13 protein-coding genes are annotated in these 20,049 nt (G+C 58.8%); 2 read left to right on the top strand and 11 right to left on the bottom strand.

Annotated features, from left to right (window positions below):
• The first annotated feature begins 118 nt into the window (after window positions 1-118).
• Window positions 119-2,140, top strand: coding sequence for a PAS-domain containing protein (locus tag GBK02_RS03355; protein ID WP_203468358.1), 2,022 nt, complete (start codon window positions 119-121; stop codon window positions 2,138-2,140).
• Window positions 2,137-2,859 (top strand): response regulator transcription factor, encoded by a 723-nt coding sequence (locus GBK02_RS03350; RefSeq protein WP_203468357.1) that lies wholly within the window; start codon window positions 2,137-2,139, stop codon window positions 2,857-2,859. The genes GBK02_RS03355 and GBK02_RS03350 overlap by 4 nt, the downstream gene beginning before the upstream one ends.
• Before the next feature lie 21 nt (window positions 2,860-2,880).
• On the opposite strand, the gene GBK02_RS03345 is transcribed toward GBK02_RS03350, so the two are convergent.
• From GBK02_RS03345 to GBK02_RS03295, 11 genes are all read right to left on the bottom strand, one after another.
• Window positions 2,881-4,437: a response regulator gene (locus tag GBK02_RS03345; RefSeq protein WP_203468356.1), complete on the bottom strand. Its 1,557-nt coding sequence runs from the start codon at window positions 4,435-4,437 to the stop codon at window positions 2,881-2,883.
• On the bottom strand, window positions 4,434-5,861 hold the full coding sequence (locus GBK02_RS03340) for a hemerythrin domain-containing protein (protein WP_203468355.1): 1,428 nt from the start codon (window positions 5,859-5,861) through the stop codon (window positions 4,434-4,436). Before GBK02_RS03340 ends, GBK02_RS03345 begins: the two co-directional genes overlap by 4 nt.
• 4 nt (window positions 5,862-5,865) lie before the next feature.
• Window positions 5,866-7,395, bottom strand: a complete 1,530-nt coding sequence (locus GBK02_RS03335) for an ATP-binding protein (protein ID WP_203468354.1) — start codon at window positions 7,393-7,395, stop codon at window positions 5,866-5,868.
• A 48-nt stretch (window positions 7,396-7,443) separates the two neighbouring features.
• Window positions 7,444-9,495: an elongation factor G gene (fusA, locus tag GBK02_RS03330; RefSeq protein WP_203468353.1), complete on the bottom strand. Its 2,052-nt coding sequence runs from the start codon at window positions 9,493-9,495 to the stop codon at window positions 7,444-7,446.
• A gap of 37 nt (window positions 9,496-9,532) precedes the next feature.
• Window positions 9,533-9,838: a hypothetical protein gene (locus GBK02_RS03325; protein WP_203468352.1), complete on the bottom strand. Its 306-nt coding sequence runs from the start codon at window positions 9,836-9,838 to the stop codon at window positions 9,533-9,535.
• Window positions 9,838-11,196, bottom strand: a complete 1,359-nt coding sequence (glmU, locus tag GBK02_RS03320; RefSeq protein WP_203468351.1) for a bifunctional UDP-N-acetylglucosamine diphosphorylase/glucosamine-1-phosphate N-acetyltransferase GlmU — start codon at window positions 11,194-11,196, stop codon at window positions 9,838-9,840. Before glmU ends, GBK02_RS03325 begins: the two co-directional genes overlap by 1 nt.
• A 39-nt stretch (window positions 11,197-11,235) precedes the next feature.
• Window positions 11,236-11,970 carry a YEATS-associated helix-containing protein gene (locus tag GBK02_RS03315; protein ID WP_203468350.1) on the bottom strand — a complete coding sequence of 245 codons (735 nt, stop codon included), beginning with the start codon at window positions 11,968-11,970 and terminating at the stop codon, window positions 11,236-11,238.
• 136 nt (window positions 11,971-12,106) lie between these two features.
• Window positions 12,107-13,573 (bottom strand): glutamate synthase subunit beta, encoded by a 1,467-nt coding sequence (locus GBK02_RS03310; protein WP_203468349.1) that lies wholly within the window; start codon window positions 13,571-13,573, stop codon window positions 12,107-12,109.
• Window positions 13,573-18,207 carry a glutamate synthase large subunit gene (gene gltB, locus GBK02_RS03305; RefSeq protein WP_203468348.1) on the bottom strand — a complete coding sequence of 1,545 codons (4,635 nt, stop codon included), beginning with the start codon at window positions 18,205-18,207 and terminating at the stop codon, window positions 13,573-13,575. The genes GBK02_RS03310 and gltB overlap by 1 nt, the downstream gene beginning before the upstream one ends.
• A gap of 183 nt (window positions 18,208-18,390) precedes the next feature.
• The gene (gene aroB / locus GBK02_RS03300) at window positions 18,391-19,485 is read right to left on the bottom strand and encodes a 3-dehydroquinate synthase (protein WP_203468347.1); all 1,095 of its coding nucleotides are present in this window, start codon (window positions 19,483-19,485) and stop codon (window positions 18,391-18,393) included.
• A complete protein-coding gene (locus tag GBK02_RS03295) occupies window positions 19,473-20,000 on the bottom strand; it encodes a shikimate kinase (protein WP_203468346.1) in 528 nt (175 codons plus the stop codon). Before GBK02_RS03295 ends, aroB begins: the two co-directional genes overlap by 13 nt.
• Window positions 20,001-20,049 lie beyond the last annotated feature (49 nt).

Here is a 20,049-nt window from a genome sequence, read left to right as displayed (position 1 = left end):
TTTTTGGGCTTCTAATTTTTTAGTGAGGATGTCAAAACACTCTTGCACAACTATTGGCAGAATGTAACGAATCGTTACACGCCCGAAGCCGACCAACCGTCTGCACTAGAATCGCCCCATGGACAGTTCGCTCCCCTCCCCCGACACCACCCAGCGCTACGAAATGCTGCAAGCTGGCCTGGACCTGCTCGACCAGGGAATTACCGTCTTCGACGCCAACCTGCGTCTTGTCGCATGGAACGAGCCCTTTCTCCGCCTGCTTGACTTTCCGGAGGATCTGGCTCAGGTCGGCACACCGTTCGAACGCTTCATTCGCTTCAATGCCGAACGCGGCGAATACGGCCCCGGCGATCTTGAAAGCCAGATCACCGAGCGCGTAAGCGCAGCGGCAAGTTTTGCGCCGCACATCACGGAGCGCCAGCGACCAAACGGCCGGGTTCTGCTGTTACGCGGGGAGCCGCTGCTCGACAAGGGTTTCGTCACCCTGTACAGCGACGTGACCGAGCAGCGGTACATCGAGAACCTGACCGAACACCAGAACATCCAGCTCGAAGAGCGTGTTCGCCGCCGTACCGCCCAGCTCGAAAATGCCAATGCCAACCTGACCCGCGCCAACACCGAGAACACGCGCATCGCTGCCGCCCTGAGGCGCAGCGAGGAACGCCTGCGCCTGATCAACGACACCATTCCCATCCTGATCGGTTACGTCGACAAGCATGAGGTTTACCGTTACGCCAACAAGGGCTACTCCGACTGGTTCGGTTTGCCGGAAGGCTCGGTCATCGGCAGCGCCGTCCCCGATGTGATCGGGGCCAAGGTCTATGGCGCCGTGCGCGACTCGGTCAAGAAAGCGCTTTCCGGCCATCAGGTTACTTACGAATATCAGGTCGACCGTCACGGAAAGGCCTTCTTTGCCCGCAGCACACTGGTTCCCGAAATCAGCCCGGAAGGCGAAACACTCGGTTTCTTTGTCTTTTCTTACGACATCACCGAACAAAAACGGATGCAGGCAGCACTCGTCCAGGCCCAGAAAATGGAGGCAATCGGACAGTTGACCGGGGGATTGGCCCACGACTTCAACAACCTGCTGACCGTCATTATCGGCAATCTGGCAGCCCTCCAGGACCATCGCCCGGACGATGCCGGCGTCAACGAATTCGTCGAGCCCGCGCTGCAATCCGCCCGGCGCGGCGTGCAGTTGATCAAGCGGCTGCTGACCTTTTCGCGCCAGCAACCGCTTGAGCCGCAAGCGGTGGACATCGGCCACCTGATCGGCAACCTCGGCAAGCTGGTTCGTCGCTCACTGCCGGAGTCGGTCGCCGTCTCGACCGACCTGTCGAGTATTTCGGTCCACGCGCTGGTCGACCCGGGGCAACTTGAAAGCGCCCTGCTCAATTTCGCGCTCAATGCGCGCGATGCCATGCCGGATGGCGGCCGGCTGCACATTGCTGCCCGCCCAGTCGAGCTAACCACCGATGCGGCCGCTTTCGATGTCACGCCTGGCCGCTACGCCATGATCGAAGTGGCCGACAACGGTACAGGCATGGATGCAGCGACGCTGGCGCGTGTGTTCGAACCGTTTTTCACGACCAAACGCTTTGGTCTGGGCAGCGGGCTGGGCTTGTCGATGGCTTATGGCTTCGTCAAGCAGTCCGGCGGCGGCATTTCGATCCAGAGCCAGCCCGGCCAGGGAACGACGGTCCTGATGGTCCTGCCACTAACCACGCCGGAAGAGGAACTCGATCTGCCGGACGACGATGTACCGCTGACGCATGGCGGAGAACTGGTGCTGCTCGTTGAAGATGAACCGAATGTCCGGCGCGTCGTTCGCCAGCAGTTGATCGATCTCGGCTACCCGGTGATTGAAGCCGAAAACGGTGAGCAAGCCCTTGAAATGATCACCCACATTCCCGACATCGCCATCGTCGTCAGCGACGTCATCATGCCCGGCGGTCTCAATGGCCGGCAACTGGCAAGCCGTATCGGAGCGGATCATCCATGGATACGCATTGTGCTGATGAGTGGCTATACCGATGAAATCGACGAAGCCGCCGACAGCACCATCCCCCTGCTCGGCAAACCCTTTGTCCGTCAGGATCTGGCTCGGGCACTGCAACGCATCAATAAAGGCAAGTCATGAAAGAGGCAGAATCCCCAAAGCTGATCGCCATTGTCGAAGATGACCCGGACGTCGCCCGGATCATCGAGCAGGTCCTTGGCGATTTCTCGTTTCGCACCGTCTGGTGCCGCAGCGCCAGCGATCTGTTGCGTCGCCTGCGCACCCTGCAGCCCGACCTGTGCATCATCGATCTCGGGCTGCCCGACATGGATGGTCTGGAGGTCATGCAGCGCGTCCGGGCGATTACGGCCTGCGGCATTGTCATCCTGACCGGCCGCGCCCACGTCAGCGACCGGGTGATGGGGCTCGAACTCGGGGCCGATGATTATGTTCTCAAGCCTTTCGAACCACGCGAACTGGTTGCCCGCGTTCGCAGCATTCTGCGCCGGCGGGAAACCGGTGGTCAGGAAAACGGCACGGGCCGGCAGATTGCCGAATTCGGTGGCTGGCGCTTCAACCTGGCCAACAATGCACTGCTTTCACCGAATGGCGAGGAGCAACTGCTCAGCACGACCGAAGCCGAATTGCTCAAGGTTTTCATCAACCATCCGAACCGCATCCTGCAACGCGAGCAACTGATGGGCATGCGCGATCTGTCACCGACCGACCGCAGCATCGACGTACGGATTTCCCGTCTGCGACGCAAACTGGAGCCCAATGCCGAAAGCCCGGCCTTCATCAAGACGGTCTACGGGGCCGGCTATCTTTTTCTGGCCAGCATCAACTGGCTGACCAGCTGAGCGAGCGATCCGGATCAGCGGCTAGTGCCCGGAACCACTCTCGTTATCGGCATGCACCGAAGCGATCAGTTCGGCCAGATCACCTTGGCGCAACAGCTTGAGAAAAGCCGCCACCACCGTCGGATCGAACTGCTGCCCTGCCGCTGCCTCGATATTGGCCGCCGCCTCTTCGAGCGACCACGGCGCCTTGTAGGGACGACGGCTGATCAGGGCATCGAAGACATCGACAACCGAGACTATGCGGGTGAGCAGCGACGCCTCGCGTGAGGGCTTGCCGGCGGGATAACCGCTGCCATCCCAGCGTTCGTGGTGCGACTGGGCAACTTCGCGCGCCATGGCCAGCGACTTGTCGTGCGACAAAATGCTGGCGCCGATCGTCACATGGGTTTTCATGACCTCGAACTCTTCCGCGGTCAACTTGCCTCTTTTGCGCAAAATCTCATCCGGAATCCCGATTTTCCCGACATCGTGCAGTCGGCTGGCCTTGCCATAAAGGGCGGCCTCATCTTCCGCCACGCCCAACTCGACGGCGACCAGCCGGGTATAACTGTCAATGCGCTGAATGTGCTGGCCGGTGGTTTTGTCCTTGAACTCGGCAATTTCAGCCAGCATGTCGATGGCGTTATCGTAGGCGGTCCGCAAATCGAGATGCAGGCGCAGATTTTCCAGCGCGCTCGAACATTGCTGTGCCATGACCTTGAGCAGATCGAGATCGCTGCTCGACAACTCGCGCGTCGGCTCGACATAGACAAAGCCAACCGGCTGGACACCGACAGTCAGGGGAATGACGATGCCGCGCTGGCGGATTTTCTCGGGAACGTTACCGTGCGTCACGGCCTGGATGCACTGCTGGCGAATCTCGTCAAAACGCTGCTGGTCGCTGACTGGCCCGGTGGTTGCCTGGATCATCACCTCACGCCCGTCGAAGGTGGCAATCAGGCCATCGATCGTCGAGATGAAGCTCATGTCGGCCAGGTGGCACAGGCCGACGATCTGGGTCAGCACCCCTTCGAAGAAATTGTTCAGTGACGAACTGGAAATCCGGTACAACTCGGGCGCTGCCGCAAGCACCTGCGCCAGACCAACCCGGTTGAGGTCGATGGTCTTGAGATCGCGATAGGCTTTGATCGACGAACGCACCGTGGTGTACAGGCGTGTCGCGGTCAACTCGGTTTTATCCTTGTAATCGTCGATATCGAAGTTGTCGATGACATAGCGCTCAGGCGCCACACCCGGCTGACCGGTACGAATGACCAGCCGGATCATGGCGTTGTTCAGCGTCTTGCGGATGTATTCGACCAGTTTCAGACCGGCATCGTCGGTTTCCATGACCACGTCGATCAAGGCAATCGCAATATCGTCATGGGCCTCAAGAAGCTGCCGAGCTTCGTACGCCGAAGCCGCTTCGAGGAACTCGATTTCGCGTCCGTCAAAGCTGAAGCCCTTCAGGTTGAGCCGGGTCAGGGTCCGGATATCGGCCTCATCGTCGACCACCAGGACTTTCCATGAATGCCTCGGATTACCCGGCTCTCTGGCCGGTTGCACATCATCCACCGCCTTGCTGCGAATCAGTTTCATTTTTTTGTCTCCCCCGTGGCGACAGGCAATACCACTTGAATGGTGGTTCCCTGCCCTTGCACGCTGGCGCAATCGATGGTTCCGCCAAGCCGCGACACCGTCAGGTTATAGCACAAATACATCCCCAGCCCGAGGCGACCATGCGCCCGCTGGGTGGTAAAAAACGGCTCAAAAACATGAGCCAGCACATCGGGCGGCATGCCGACGCCATTATCAATACAACAGAGCTGCAACTGGCCATCGCCGCGAAGCATGGCAGAAACCCGCAGCGTCGCCGGGCGGCCCTCGATCGGGAACGCATGGCGCAAGGCATTGCCCACCAGCGTTGTCAGCAACTGCTCAAAGAATCCGGGAATGCCGTCCAGCAGCAGGTCGACCGCGCAATCGACGCTGACGCTGACTTGGCCCAGCTCAATCCGCTCTTTCATCCCGAGCAGCACGTCGTCAATCACTTCCCGCAAGCGGAAGGCGCGACGCTCCATGACCTCCAGATCGATTGAGCTGCGCTTCAAGCGGCTCACCAGATCGGCGGCCCGCTGCAGATTATTCAGCGCCAGGCGGCTGCCCTCGCGGAGCTGGGCAAAATTGGCCAGCAAGGCATCGGCACTGACTTCCTCGGCATCCAGTAAATGTTCGGTGGCCGAAATGACTTGCTCGCTGTTGCTCACGGCACCGATGGCGATGCCGACCGGCGTATTCAGCTGATGGGCAAAACCGGCCACCATCCGGCCGAACGAGGCCATTTTTTCGCTGCTCAGCAATTGCTCCTGCGTCGCTTCGAGATGAGCCAGGGCATGGCGCAGATCATCCTGTTCCTTCTGCAGACAGGCATTGCTTTGGGCCAGCATCCGGGTGCGCTCGGCCACCTTGTCTTCGAGCGATTGATTGGCATCCGCCAGTTCACGGTTCTGGACTGAAAGAACGTGATAAAGCTTGTGCAGGGCATCAAGCAGGGCCGAAACACTGTGGTCGCGCGACTCGGCCTGGGCTTCAAAAGCCGTTGCCGGGTCGTCCCCCTGGCTGATCGACTCGATCATCCGGGCCATGACCTGATCTTCGCCCAGGATATGCACCGTCAACCATGAGGCCAGATAGCCGTGCAGCATCGCCGCCGGGTCAGCCGTCCGGGCGCGCCGCCCCCACATGCTGACCAGTTGCCGGACAAAGTCCTGATGATGTCGGGCATGTCGCTCGCGATGGCGGACGTCGACACCCGCTTCGGCCATCAAGCGCTCCTCTTCAGCAAAATGCTCACGGGCGTAATCGGCCAGCTCAGCAAAAACGCTTTCCAGTCGCGCCTCATTCCCCGAGCTGAAAAGCAGGTAATCACCTACCTGGTTGACCAGTTCAACCAGATGGCGGTGCTGACGATCAACCGTTGCCAGGCCGGTTTCAAAACGTGCATCCCAGACAAAAGCATCCATGGCGTTACTCCACGAAGCGGGCCGGCAGATCGATCAGGAAATGCACGCCTTCACCCGCTTTGCTCTGGCAGGCAATCGTCCCACCCAGCTTGGCCTTGACGATGTTGTGGCAGATGTACATGCCCAGCCCCGAGCCGCCCTGCCCGCGCCGGGTGGTGAAAAAGGGTTCGAAAAGATGCGACAGCACTTCCGGCGTCATGCCGGCACCGGTATCGGCATAGCTCAGGATCAGCCGCTCGCCCTGACGCTTTGCCTGGATCGAGATCTTGCCGGACTGGCTTCCCTGATCGAAGCCGTGGGTCACGCTGTTCATCAGCAGGTTGGTCATCAATTGTTCGAGCAGCCCCGGCAAGCCATCGATTTTGAGGTTTTCGGGACAGTCGACCGTGACGCTGACCGGCAGACGCTTGAGCTGGTTCTGCAAACTGTGCAGGACATCCTCGATCAACTCACGTAGTGAAAAGATACGTTCATGATCGGCACTCTGGTCGATCGAGGTCCGCTTGAAACTCTGGACCAGCGCCGCCGCCCGACGCAGATTGCTCATCGCCAGTTCGTCGCCCTGTCGCAAGGTGGCCAGTGCCGCCCGCAAATCATCCTCGCTGACCTCTTCACTGTCCAGCAAACGGTCGATTTCATCGAGCGTATGTTCGCTGTTGGTCACCGCCCCGACGGCCACGCCGATTGGCGTATTTATTTCATGGGCAAAGCCGGCCACCATCCGGCCAAGCGAGGCCAGCTTTTCACTCTGCACCAGCTCGTCGCGCGCGGTTTCGACTTCGGCAATCTTGCCAAGCAAATCTTCCCAGCGACGGCGGAGTTGCTCAAGCAACCACCAGACGCCCCCCGTCACCAGAATGAAAATCAGGCCGTGGATGATCCAGGCTTGCCGCTCGCTTGGCCGGGCCGCTGCCAGGAAAGGCTCGTAACGCTGTGTCACGCTGATGCCGCCGCGCACATCGCCGACTTGATAGCCTTGTGCCGCATGGCATTTGAGGCAGGCATCGACCACCAGGAGCGGGGCCATGTAGCGGTGCTTGAGACCGTCGCTGCCATTCGACTCGAAACCGCTGACCTCGGGAACGCCACGTTCGAAGGCTTCCAGCGCATTGCGCTCCCAGTCATCCGCCGCATTGCGCGGATTGACCGGCTTGAGACTGGTAATGCGGAAAACGACGCCTTCGTCCTGCCGGGCCAGTTCGCTGATCAGGCGCGTCATGTAGGCCGGATTGATCAGCGTCAGTTGTCGCCCGTGATTATCCGAAATATCGCGCAACGGATGCTTGAGGTAGGGATTCGGCTTGGTTTGCTCGTCGACCGCGACATAGACGCCGCCATGTTGCGAATTCCACAGCCGGGTCAGCACCACCATGCGGAACATGTTGCGTGCGCCCTCCGTCACGACATCCTGATTGTGGCGGCGGATATCGTCGATCGAACTATGCAGCGACCAGCCGACCGCGCCGACCCAGAGCGCCAGGAGAACCAGCCAGCGGGCGCGCTGGCTCATGAAGCGTGGAATATTCGTTGGCATGCTGCCTCCACGGAAAAAGGGCAACCCTCCGGCTGCCCTCTTGCTGTTTCAGTCGTCTTCGTCGTGCAACTGGAATTTGCTGGCCAGTTGCTGCTGCACATTGGCCGGCACAGCCGAGTAACGGGCAAACTCGATGCGATAACTGCCCTGGCCGCCGGTCAGCGACTTGAGACGCGACTGGTAGTCGTTCAGTTCGGCCAGCGGCACCTCGCCGGAAATGGCAGCCATGCCGCGGCCACGCCCGTCAGTACCGGTAATGTGGCCACGCCGTCCGGCCAGATCGCCGCTCAGATCGCCAATGGCCGATTCGGGGACCATGATTTCAATGTTGACGATCGGTTCGAGAACAATCGGTCTGGCGGCCCGGATGGCCTCGACGACCGCCTTGCGGCCCGCCGTCACGAAAGCCACTTCCTTGCCATCGACCGCATGGGTTTTCCCGTCGAAAACGGTGACTTTCAAGTCGTCGACCGCGTAACCGGCAACAACACCGCCGGCCAGGCCCTGACGCACCCCTTTTTCAACCGCCGCCATGAACACACCGGGAATGACGCCGCCTTTGACGGCATCAACAAATTCAAAACCTTCACCACGCCCTTTCGGCTCGATCCGCAGATGGACTTCACCGAACTGGCCGGCACCGCCGCTTTGCTTCTTGTGGCGATGAATCCCCTCGGCCGGGCCGGTAATCGTTTCACGGTAGGGAATGCGCGGCGGCTTGGTATCGACATCGAGCTTGTACTGGCTGGCCATCTTCTCCAGCTTGGCCTTGAGATGAATCTCGCCCAGGCCGCGAATCACGGTTTCATTGCTGGTCGGATGGCGCTCGATCAGGAAAGTCGGATCTTCCATCGCCAGCTTGCCGAGAATATCGAACAAGCGCTGTTCATCGCCCTTCTTCTTTGTCTCGACCGCCAGCCCGACCATCGGCTTCGGGAACTCCAGCGGAACAAGGTGGATGTGATCTTCATCATGCGAATCGTGCAGCACGGCGTCGAAATCCACTTCCTCAACCTTGGCAATCGCCCCGATGTCACCAGGCAGCAGTTGATCGACTTCAAGCACATCCTTGCCCTGAAGTTGGTACAGGTGGGCCACCTTGAATGGCCGCTTGCTGTCACCGACAAAGAGCTGGGCATCCTTGCGGATCGTTCCCTGGTGCACGCGGAAAATACCGATCTTGCCCATGTAAGGATCGGCAACGACTTTGAAAACATGGGCCAGCACATGCTTGTCCGGGTCCGGCACAGCCTGGAACGACTCACGCTGATCACCCGGCAGCCCCTTGTAGAACGGCGGCGGATTGCCTTCCGCCGGATTGGGCGCCAGCGAAGCCAGCACATGCAGCAAGGCCTTGATGCCGGCCCCCGTTTTGGCCGAGGTAAACAAAATCGGAATCAGATGGCCTTCACGCAAAGCCTTCTCGAATGGCGCGTGCAAGGCCGCCAGGTCGGGATCGGCACCATCCTCGAGGTACTGGGCAAGCAGGCTCTCGTCTTCTTCGACAATCTGGTCGATCAAGGCACGATGAACGGCGGCGACCGACTCGAAATCAACCTCCCCGGCCGTCCCCTCAAGTACCTCGACGACATCGGCCGCGCCGTGCGACGGCAAATCCAGCAGCATGCACTGCTTGCCGAAGCGTTCACGAATATCAGCGACCAGAGCCGGCAAATCGAGATTGTCGGCATCGATCTTGTTGATCACGATCATCCGGCATAACTTGCGCTCGGCTGCCAGCGCCATCATGCGCTCGGTCATCAGCTCGATGCCGGTCTGGGCATTGATCACGATCAGCGCACTATCGACCCCCGCCAGTGCGGCAATCGACTGACCGGAGAAATCTGGGTAGCCCGGCGTGTCGATCAGGTGAAGATGGGTGTCTTCGTAGCCAAAGTTGATGATGGCTGAATTCAGGGAGTGCCCGGTTTCCTTCTCCTGGCTATCGAAATCGCAGACAGTACTGCCTTTTTCGATGCTGCCGCGGGAGGGAATGGCCCCTGCCGCGTGGAGTAAAGCTTCGGCCAGTGTGGTCTTGCCGACAGCGCCATGACCAACCAGAGCAACGGAACGAATGGCCTCGGTAGTGTACTTGGACATCTTATTCTCCCTGAGCTTTGCAGAATTCAGCGGGTGTTCATTTCACACCCGCTGCCAAACGATCAACAAAATGCGGCCCGAAGCCGTAAAGCAGCGCAACAGCCGCGACAATCAACACCACCCCGGCAATCAACTGCTTGCCCGGGCGCGAAAAGTCCTGCCAGTGAGTTGCTGAAAACCAGAGCGGCCCGATCACGGGCAGGGCCAAGGTCGGCACCCAGCGTTGCCAGCCAAAGGCAAAGGAAGCCGGCAAGGTTCCGACATAACCCACCAGAAGCAGCGAGCCACCGACAGCAACCAGAATGGCGACCGCAAAAACGAAGGCGGTAAACCAGAAATCCATTATTTCTTCACCTTTTGCGGACGAACCCAGCCGGTCAAGGTCACTTGCTTGGCGCGTGACACGGTCAACGAGTCCGGCGGGGCATTTTTGGTCAGGGTCGTACCGGCACCCAGTGTCGCCCCGCGCCCGACCGTCACCGGCGCGACCAGCTGGCTGTCCGAGCCGATGAACGCATCGTCCTCGATAATCGTCTTGAACTTGTTGGCACCGTCGTAATTGCAGGTAATCGTGCCGGCACCGACATTGACCCGCTGACCGATTTCGGCATCACCGATATAGGCCAGGTGATTGGCCTTGGATTGCGCACCGAGCGTGCTTTTCTTGATTTCGACGAAATTGCCGACATGCACTTCCGGCCCCAATTCGGTACCAGGACGCAAGCGGGCATAAGGGCCAAGGATGCCATCCGGACCGATCACCGCGTCCTCGAAATGACAGAAAGCGGCAATGCGCGTCCCCGCCCCGACCTTGACGTTTTTCAGCACACAGTACGGCCCGACTTCGACCGCATCGGCCAATTCGACCCGGCCCTCGAAAACACAACCGACATCGATTGAAACATCGCGCCCGTAAGCCAGCTCGCCCCGTACATCGATACGATTCGGGTCGGCCAGACGCACGCCGCCGACCAGCATGGCATCGGCGATATTGCGTTGATGCACGCGTTCCAGTTCGGCCAGTTGAACCTTGCTGTTCACCCCCAGCACTTCCCATTCGCCATCGGGCTGGGCGGTGTGCACCGGCACGCCTTCGGCAACGGCCAGCGCCACGATGTCTGTCAGGTAATACTCGCCTTGCGCATTGCTGTTCGACAGTTTGCTCAGCCATTCAGCCAGGCGGGCCGACGGAATCGACATGATGCCGGTATTCACTTCATGTATGGTTTTTTCGGCCGCTGTCGCATCCTTCTCCTCGACAATCCGCAGAACCTTGCCGGCAGCATCGCGGACGATACGCCCGTAACCCGTCGAGTTCTCAAGCTCGACGGTCAGGATCGCCAGGCCATCCTTGCCGGCCTGGAGCAAGCGTTTCAGGGTGGATGCCTGGGTCAGCGGCACGTCGCCATAAAGAACCAGTGTCTGGCCGCTATCGCCCAACGCTGGAACCGCCTGCATCACAGCGTGCCCTGTTCCGAGTTGCGGCTCCTGAAGCGCCCAGGAAATATCGTCTGCGGCAAGGGTAGACCGCACCACATCGCCACCATGACCGTAGATCACCACCAACTTGCTCGGCGACAAACTGCGGGCGGTATCAATGACGTGCTGGGCGAGGGCCTTGCCGGCCACCGGATGCAGCACCTTGGGAAGATTGGAATGCATGCGCTTGCCTTGGCCGGCAGCGAGAATGACGATGTTCATAGTGTATTCAAAGGATAAACCCGGCGAAGCGGGTGTGGTTCATGCCGTTTTCTTTTCATCCTGCCCGTTCAGGATATCGCCCAGCACGGCCTTGCCACGCGACGAAACACCCCAGTGCAGAACATTCTTGTCATTGATCCGGGTTTCAATGACACCCATGGTTTTCATGACGGTCAAACGCTGGCTGACAAAATCACGGGCCAGCCCGGTACGCTCGCAAATTGCAGCCAGATTGCCATAGACAAAACTTTCTTCGGCCAAAGCCCGAAGTATTTCAACGTCGTTGTACGACAGGACTTCTCGCGGCTCAAGCTTGACCTCGGGGAGCGGAGCCGGCTCCTCACGAACCGGCATCACGGCAGGCTCGGCCTGCTTTTGCTGCTTGAGCTGGCCGACTTCGCGTTTCACCTGCTCGAGTTGCCCACTCAGCCGTTGTGCCACGTTATCGACAACACGCCGTGAGGCGACGACATAAATCAGGCAAAAACCGGCAAAAGCGAAGAAATCGACGGGTTTGGTCCGCGCACCTTCGAGCAAGGTGCTGGAAATCATGTTCAGGAACAATGGCACGGTCAACGCGGCCACAATGCCCAAAATGGAGTATTTGAGCCACTCTCGCCGGTTCGGCTCTACGTGCCGGTCAACCATGAAGGCATTGGCCAGCCCGCCCAAGGCACCGGCCAGAATCATGATTGCCAGAATGAGCAGCATATGCCCGTCCAGTGCCCCCCCAGGCATTGTTACCAGCAGTGCTGGCTGCAATTCAGACGACATGCTCATCCCCTTATTGGTCTATTTCGCATTTTTACACGATTGTCCGACGCTGTCGAAGAAAGAGCACTATTTTGAGGCGATAAAAAAGCCCCGGGATCGGGAAGATCCGCGGGGCTTTTTGTATTGCCTGAAGCGCTTAGCGTGGCAGGGTCGTCGAACCCATCAGGAATGCGTCGACTTCACGTGCCGCCTGGCGACCTTCGCGGATCGCCCAGACGACCAGCGACTGACCACGACGCACGTCACCGGCAGCGAAGACCTTGGCGACGTTGGTTGCATAGCAGCCTTCGCCATCCGTCGTTGCCTTGGCATTGCCGCGGTTGTCCTTGTCGACGCCAAAGGCTTCGAGCAGACCACCGACCGGATTGGTAAAGCCCATGGCGAGGAAGGCGTTATCGCAAGGCAGTTCGAATTCCGAACCAGCCACCTCGGACATCTTGCCATCCGTCCACTCAAGGCGAACAGCCTTCAGTGCCTTGACGTTACCCTTGCCATCATCGACGAAGCCCTTGGTGGCCACGGCGAAATCGCGCGTACAACCTTCGTCGTGCGAGGAAGAAGTGCGCAGCTTGTACGGCCAGTACGGCCAGGTCAGCGCCTTGTTTTCCTGCTCCGGCGGCATCGGCATCAGTTCGAACTGGGTCACCAAAGCAGCACCATGGCGATTCGAGGTACCGACGCAATCAGAACCAGTATCGCCGCCACCGATGACGATGACGTGCTTGCCCTTGACGTTGATCGGATTAGCCTTGCCCTGCTGGACTTCCTTGTTCTGCGGAATCAGGAACTCAAGCGCAGCGTAGATACCTTTCAGCTCACGACCCGGCACCGGCAGATCACGCGGAACCTCGGAACCGGCAGCCAGGATCACGGCATCAAATGCTGCGGTCAACTGCTCGGCAGAGACAAATTCCTTGGCATCGTTGTTGATCCCGGCCGGCACATCCTTCGAACCGATCACCACCTTGGTCTTGAACGTAACGCCTTCGGCTTCCATCTGGGCAACCCGGCGATCGATCACCGTTTTTTCCAACTTGAAGTCGGGGATGCCATAGCCAAGCAGACCACCGATACGGTCGCTCTTCTCGAACACCGTCACGTCGTGACCGACGCGCGCCAGTTGCTGGGCGGCAGCCATACCGGCCGGCCCGGAACCAACGATGGCGATCTTCTTGCCCGTTTTGGACTTGGCCGGCTGCGGCACAACCCAACCAGATTCCCAGCCTTTGTCGATGATGAAATGCTCGATCGACTTGATACCCACCGGCGCCGCGTTGATACCCAGCGTACAGGCAGCCTCGCAAGGAGCCGGGCAGATGCGGCCGGTAAAGTCCGGGAAATTGTTGGTGGAGTGAAGCACTTCCAGCGCCTGCTTCCAGTTACCACGGAAAACCAGATCATTCCAGTCCGGAATGATGTTGTTCACCGGGCAACCGTTGTTGCAGAACGGAATGCCGCAATCCATGCAGCGCGCGCCCTGAGTCTTGGCATCCTCATCGTTGAGGGTATGCACAAACTCCTTGTAATGCTTCAAACGGTGCTCAACCGGGTCGTAAGACTCGGAAAGACGCTCGAACTCCATGAAACCAGTCGGCTTGCCCATTATGCGGCCTCCTTCTGTGCAGCGGCCATCTCGGTGAGGGCGCGCTTGTATTCGTGCGGATAAACTTTGACGAACTTCTCGCGGTAGGCATCCCAGTTAGCCAGAATGGCCTTGGCTGTCTCACTGCCAGCAAATTCGGCGTGGCGGGTGATCAGTTCCTTGAGCAGCGTTTCGTCAGCCAGACCCAGATGGAGCGGCTCACCAGCAGCCTGACGGCTGGCCGGCAAAACCTTCTCAAGTGCAACCTGGGCCAGATTGGCGCGCTGCTTGAAGCTGCCATCCTCGTCGAGCACATAGGCGATACCACCCGACATGCCTGCGGCAAAGTTGCGACCGGTCTGGCCGAGAACAACGACCGTACCGCCAGTCATGTATTCGCAACCGTGGTCGCCAACACCTTCGACCACAGCCGTACCACCGGAATTGCGGACACAGAAACGTTCGCCACCGACGCCGGCCAGATAGGCTTCACCATCGGTCGCACCGTACATGACGGTGTTGCCGACAATGATGTTTTCCTGGGTATTGCCACGGAAATCCGGGCTCGGCTTGATGATGATGCGACCACCCGACAAGCCCTTGCCAACGTAGTCATTGCCTTCGCCAGTCAGTTCCAGCGTCACGCCACGGGCCAGGAAGGCACCAAAGGCCTGACCAGCCGTACCGGTCAGTTTGACGTGGATGGTATCGTCCGGCAGGCCGGCATTACCGTAACGGCGGGCAACTTCGCCCGACAGCATGGTGCCGCAGGTGCGATTGACGTTGATGATCTTCGTTTCGATCTGGACCTTCTGGCCCTTTTCGAGTGCCGGCTTGGCTTGTTCGATCAGCTGGTGATCGAGCGCCTTGTCGAGACCATGGTCCTGAACTTCGGTGTGACGGCGCGGCACATCGGCCGGCACGGCAGGCTGGAAGAAGACCTTGGTGAAATCGAGACCCTTGGCCTTCCAGTGCTCGATACCACTGCGCATGTCCAGCAAATCGGCACGGCCAACGAGGTCGTCAAACTTGCGGATACCCAGCTGGGCCATGATTTCGCGCACTTCCTCAGCGATGAAGAAGAAGTAGTTCACGACGTGTTCCGGCTGACCGGTAAAGCGCTTGCGCAGTTCCGGGTCCTGGGTGGCAACGCCGACCGGGCAGGTGTTCAGATGGCATTTGCGCATCATGACGCAACCTTCGACAACCAGCGGAGCGGTCGCAAAACCAAACTCGTCAGCGCCGAGCAGCGCACCGACGACCACATCGCGACCAGTCTTGAGCTGACCATCGACTTGAACACGAATGCGCGAACGCAGGCGGTTCAACACCAGGGTCTGCTGGGTTTCGGCCAGGCCGAGTTCCCACGGCGTACCCGCGTGCTTGATCGAAGATTGCGGCGAAGCACCGGTACCACCGTCAAAACCGGCGATCACAACGTGATCCGCCTTGGCCTTGGCAACACCGGCAGCAACCGTGCCGACACCGACTTCGGAAACCAGCTTGACCGAGATGGAAGCGCGGTCATTGGCGTTCTTCAGATCGTGAATCAGCTGTGCCAGATCTTCGATCGAGTAGATGTCGTGGTGCGGTGGCGGCGAAATCAGGCCAACGCCCGGCACGGAGTGACGCAGGAAACCGATGTATTCGGAAACCTTGTGACCCGGCAACTGACCACCTTCGCCCGGCTTGGCGCCCTGGGCCATCTTGATCTGGATCTGGTCAGCATTGACCAGATACTCAGTCGTTACACCAAAACGCCCCGAAGCGACCTGTTTGATGGCGGAACGCAGCGAATCGCCTTCCTTCATCTCGATGTCGCGTTCGATACGACCCTTGCCGATGATATCGGAGAGCATCGTACCGGCCTTGACCGGTGCAAACCGCTTGGCATCCTCACCACCTTCGCCGGTATTCGACTTGCCGCCAATGCGGTTCATCGCCAGGGCGAGCGTGGTGTGCGCTTCGGTCGAAATCGAACCGAGCGACATGGCGCCAGTCGCAAAGCGCTTGACGATTTCCTTAGCGGACTCGACTTCTTCGAGCGGCACGGCAGCGCCGGTCGGCTTGAAATCGAACAGGCCGCGCAGAGTCAGGTGACGCTTGGTCTGATCGTTGATCAGCTTGGCGTATTCCTTGTAGGTCTCGGTTTTGCCCGAACGCGTGGCGTGTTGCAGCTTGGCGATCGAATCTGGCGTCCAGGTGTGCTCTTCGCCACGCGTACGGTAGGCGTATTCGCCACCGGCGTCGAGCATGCTGGCCAGAACCGGGTTGGACGAGAAGGCTTCGTCGTGCAGACGAATCGCTTCTTCGGCAACTTCAAACAGGCCGATACCTTCAATGTTGGAAGGCGTACCGGTGAAGTACTTCTCGACGAATTCCTTCTGCAGACCGATGGCTTCGAAAATCTGCGCGCCGGTGTAGGACATGTAGGTCGAGATGCCCATCTTGGACATAACCTTGCACAGACCCTTACCGATGGCCTTGACGAAGTTCTTGACGTACTTCTCGGCCTTTTCGGCGTCGCCCTTGGCAAAGCTCTCGATGGTTTCGAGGGCCAGGTACGGGTGAACCGCTTCGGCACCAAAACCGCCGAGCAGCGCGAAGTGATGCGTCTCGCGTGCCGAACCGGTTTCGACCACCAGACCAGTGCTGGTCCGCAGGCCCTTCTTGACCAGGTGCTGATGGATCGCCGAGGTTGCGAGCAGCGCAGGAATGGCAACCTGCTCGGCATCCAGCTTGCGATCGGAAACAATCAGCACATTGGCACCGGAACGGACGGCATCTTCGGCATCCGCCGCCAGAGAGGCCAGGCGTGCTTCGATACCAGCCTTGCCCCAGGCGACCGGATAGCAGATATCCAGTTCGAAGGACTTGAACTTGCCCGAGGTGTACTTGCCAATGTGGCGCAGCTTCTCGATGTCGCCCTTGGTCAGGACCGGCTGGGAAACTTCGAGACGGATCGGCGGGTTGATGTCGGCTGTGTTCAGCAGGTTCGGCTTCGGACCGACGAAGGACACCAGCGACATGACCAGCTCTTCGCGGATCGGGTCGATCGGCGGGTTAGTCACCTGGGCGAACAACTGCTTGAAGTAGGTGTAGAGCGTCTTGTTCTTGCTCGACAACACCGGCAATGCCGAGTCGGTACCCATCGAGCCGGTTGCCTCTTCACCGTTCTGAACCATCGGCTCCAGAATGACCTTGATGTCTTCCTGGGTGTAGCCGAAGGCCTGCTGGCGATCGAGCAGCGAAGCGGTTGCAGCGGCACAATCTTCAGCCGGCGCAGCGACTTCGTCGAGCTTGATGCGGATTTTGTCGATCCACTCGCGGTAGGGCTTGGCGTTGGCCAGGGAGTTCTTCAGTTCCTGGTCATCGATGATGCGGCCCTGTTCCATATCGATCAGGAACATCTTGCCCGGCTGAAGACGCCATTTCTTGACGATCTTCTTTTCCGGAATAGGCAGTACGCCGGATTCGGATGCCATGACAACGAGGTCGTCGTCGGTAACCAAATAACGTGCCGGACGCAGACCGTTACGGTCGAGCGTTGCGCCGATCTGGCGGCCGTCGGTGAAGGCCACGGCGGCGGGGCCATCCCATGGCTCCATCATCGCAGCATGATATTCGTAGAAGGCGCGACGGTTCTCGTCCATCGTCGTGTGCTTTTCCCAGGCTTCCGGGATCATCAGCATGACAGCCTGGGCCAGCGAGTAGCCGCCGCCCATGACGAGCAGTTCGAGCGCGTTGTCGAACGAAGCCGAGTCCGATTGGCCCGGGTAATGCAGCGGCCAGACCTTCTTCAGGTCGTCGCCAAGAATCGGCGAAGAAATAGCTTGTTCGCGCGCCTTGAACCAGTTGACGTTACCGCGCACCGTATTGATTTCGCCATTGTGGGCGATATAACGGAACGGGTGAGCCAGGTCCCAGGTCGGGAAGGTATTGGTCGAAAAACGCTGGTGCACGAGCGCCAGGGCGGAAACAGTGCGCTTGTCCTGCAGGTCGTCATAGTAAACGCCAACCTGGTCGGCCAGCAGCAGGCCCTTGTAGTTCACGGTACGAGCCGAGAAGGACGGCACGTAAAACTCTTGGCCGTGCTTGAGTTTCAACGATTTGATGGCGTTGGCAGCACGACGACGGATGATGTACAGCTTGCGTTCGAGGGCGTCGGTCACGAAAACATCGGGACCACGGCCGACGAAAACCTGACGGATCACCGGCTCTTTGGCGCGCACGGTCGGCGACATCGGCATGTCACGATTGACTGGCACATCACGCCAGCCAAGGATAACCTGGCCTTCGGCAATGACAGAACGTTCGATCTCTTCGATACAGGCGTAACGCGAAGCAGCCTCTTGCGGCAGGAAAACCATGCCGACGCCGTACTCGCCCAGAGGCGGAAGTTCAACGCCTTGCTTGGCCATTTCCTCGCGATAGAACTGGTCGGGAATCTGGATAAGAATGCCGGCGCCGTCGCCCTGCAGGGGGTCGGCACCAACAGCACCGCGGTGATCGAGATTTTTCAGGATCAACAAACCCTGCTCGACGATGCTATGACTTTTCTGGCCTTTGAAATGGGCTACAAAACCCACGCCGCAAGCGTCGTGCTCGTTGGCTGGGTCGTACAAACCCTGCCGCTCAGGTACTGCCGGTTCCATCACACGCATTCCTTCAAATAACTTGGCCAAAAACATTCGGCCAATGATGAAAAAAGCCGGGCGCAATTAGGCGCCGGCCTGTACGAAATTTTGAGGCAACCATTAAATATACTGGTAAACCCCTGTCAATTCAAGATGCTGCAACGCACCAATCTGCGGCACAACACTGCGAACGCGCCCTTTTCAGGTGCTGCGCGACTCGATGGCAGCAATAATCTGGGATTCGGTTGCCACATCAGACATCACCGCCCGCCCTATTTTTTCCAGCAAAACAAGCCGCAACTTGCCGTCCAGCACTTTTTTGTCGTGCCGCATCAATTCAAGGTAGCGCCCAGCCCCCAGCGCAGGCCCCGCAACAGGCAAACCAGCCCGCACAAACAGTTTTTCGATTCGAGAGACATCTTCCGCGATCAACCACCCGAGCAGACGAGAAAGCTCAGCAGCAATTAACGTGCCGGCAGCAACAGCCTCTCCGTGCAACCACTCGCCGTATCCCAGGCCAGTTTCGATGGCATGCCCGAAGGTGTGTCCCAGATTGAGCAATGCACGCTCGCCGGTTTCACGTTCGTCCGCCACAACCACTTCGGCCTTGTTGGCACACGAGCGATGCACCGCGAAAGCCAGCGCATCCTTGTCACGCGCCATCAGTTTTTCGATGTTGCTTTCAAGCCAGACAAAAAATTCGCCGTCACGAATCAAGCCGTATTTGATTACCTCGGCCAAACCAGCCTTTAATTCTCGATCAGGAAGCGTATCCAGCGTTGAAATATCGGCCAAAACCAGCTTGGGCTGGTAAAACGCCCCGATCATGTTTTTACCCAGCGGATGATTGATCGCAGTTTTACCGCCGACCGAGGAATCAACCAGCGAAAGAAGCGTGGTTGGCACCTGAATGAAAGGCATGCCGCGCTGGTAGCAAGATGCTGCAAAGCCGCCCATATCGCCGATGACGCCGCCACCCAAAGCAATCAGCATCGTATTTCGTTCGCAATGCGCGCCAAGCAGCGCATCAAAAATCAGATTCAATGTCTCCCAATTCTTGAATGCCTCACCGTCGGGCAAGACAATGGGCAACACCGAAATACCTGCATTTTCGAGCGTAGACCGCAACATCCCGAGATAAAGCGGTGCAACAGTCGTGTTACTAACGATTACCGCTTTTTTTTGCTTGATATGCGGCAGCAGCAACTCCGGTTTGGACAGCACGCCACAACCAACGTGAATCGAATAGGCGCGCTCATCCAGAGCAACATTCAATGTATGCGTCAGATCTTGCATAAACGGGTGTACTCTCGCAATAAATGCTGAACAATTCCGGCAGCAACCAGATGCGATCCCTCGACAACCAGATGTGCTGCATCACGATAAAGAGGATCACGAAGCGTGTGAAGTTCCTCCAGGCGCGCCAAGGGATCAGGGACCCGCAATAACGGCCGGTTCCTGTCGTGCTTGGTACGCTCATAGAGCATTGCAGGAGGAACATTCAGGTAAACCACCCAACCCGAGTCATGCAAACAGCGACGATTTTCGGGGTTCAGCACGACCCCGCCCCCAGTCGCCATGACCATATTGGATTGCTCACAGAGCTCGGCGATGGTCTGTGCCTCACGGCGACGGAAACCTTCTTCGCCCTCGATTTCAAAAATAGTGGGGATAGGAACGCCTGTACGCTCGACAATTTCATGGTCCGAATCATAGAACGGACGCCCAAGACGCCGGGCCAACTGCCGCCCCACGGTCGTCTTTCCGGCCCCCATCAGGCCCACAAGGTAAATATTTCGACAATTATCCACAACCGAATTTTATCCGCTATCCGCCAAACCCACAAAAAAAGGGCCGGCA

The organism is Dechloromonas sp. TW-R-39-2, from assembly GCF_016864195.1.
GTDB lineage: Bacteria > Pseudomonadota > Gammaproteobacteria > Burkholderiales > Rhodocyclaceae > Azonexus.
The sequence above is the reverse complement of the archived record's forward strand: the minus strand, read 5'-3'. Positions and strand labels throughout refer to the sequence as shown.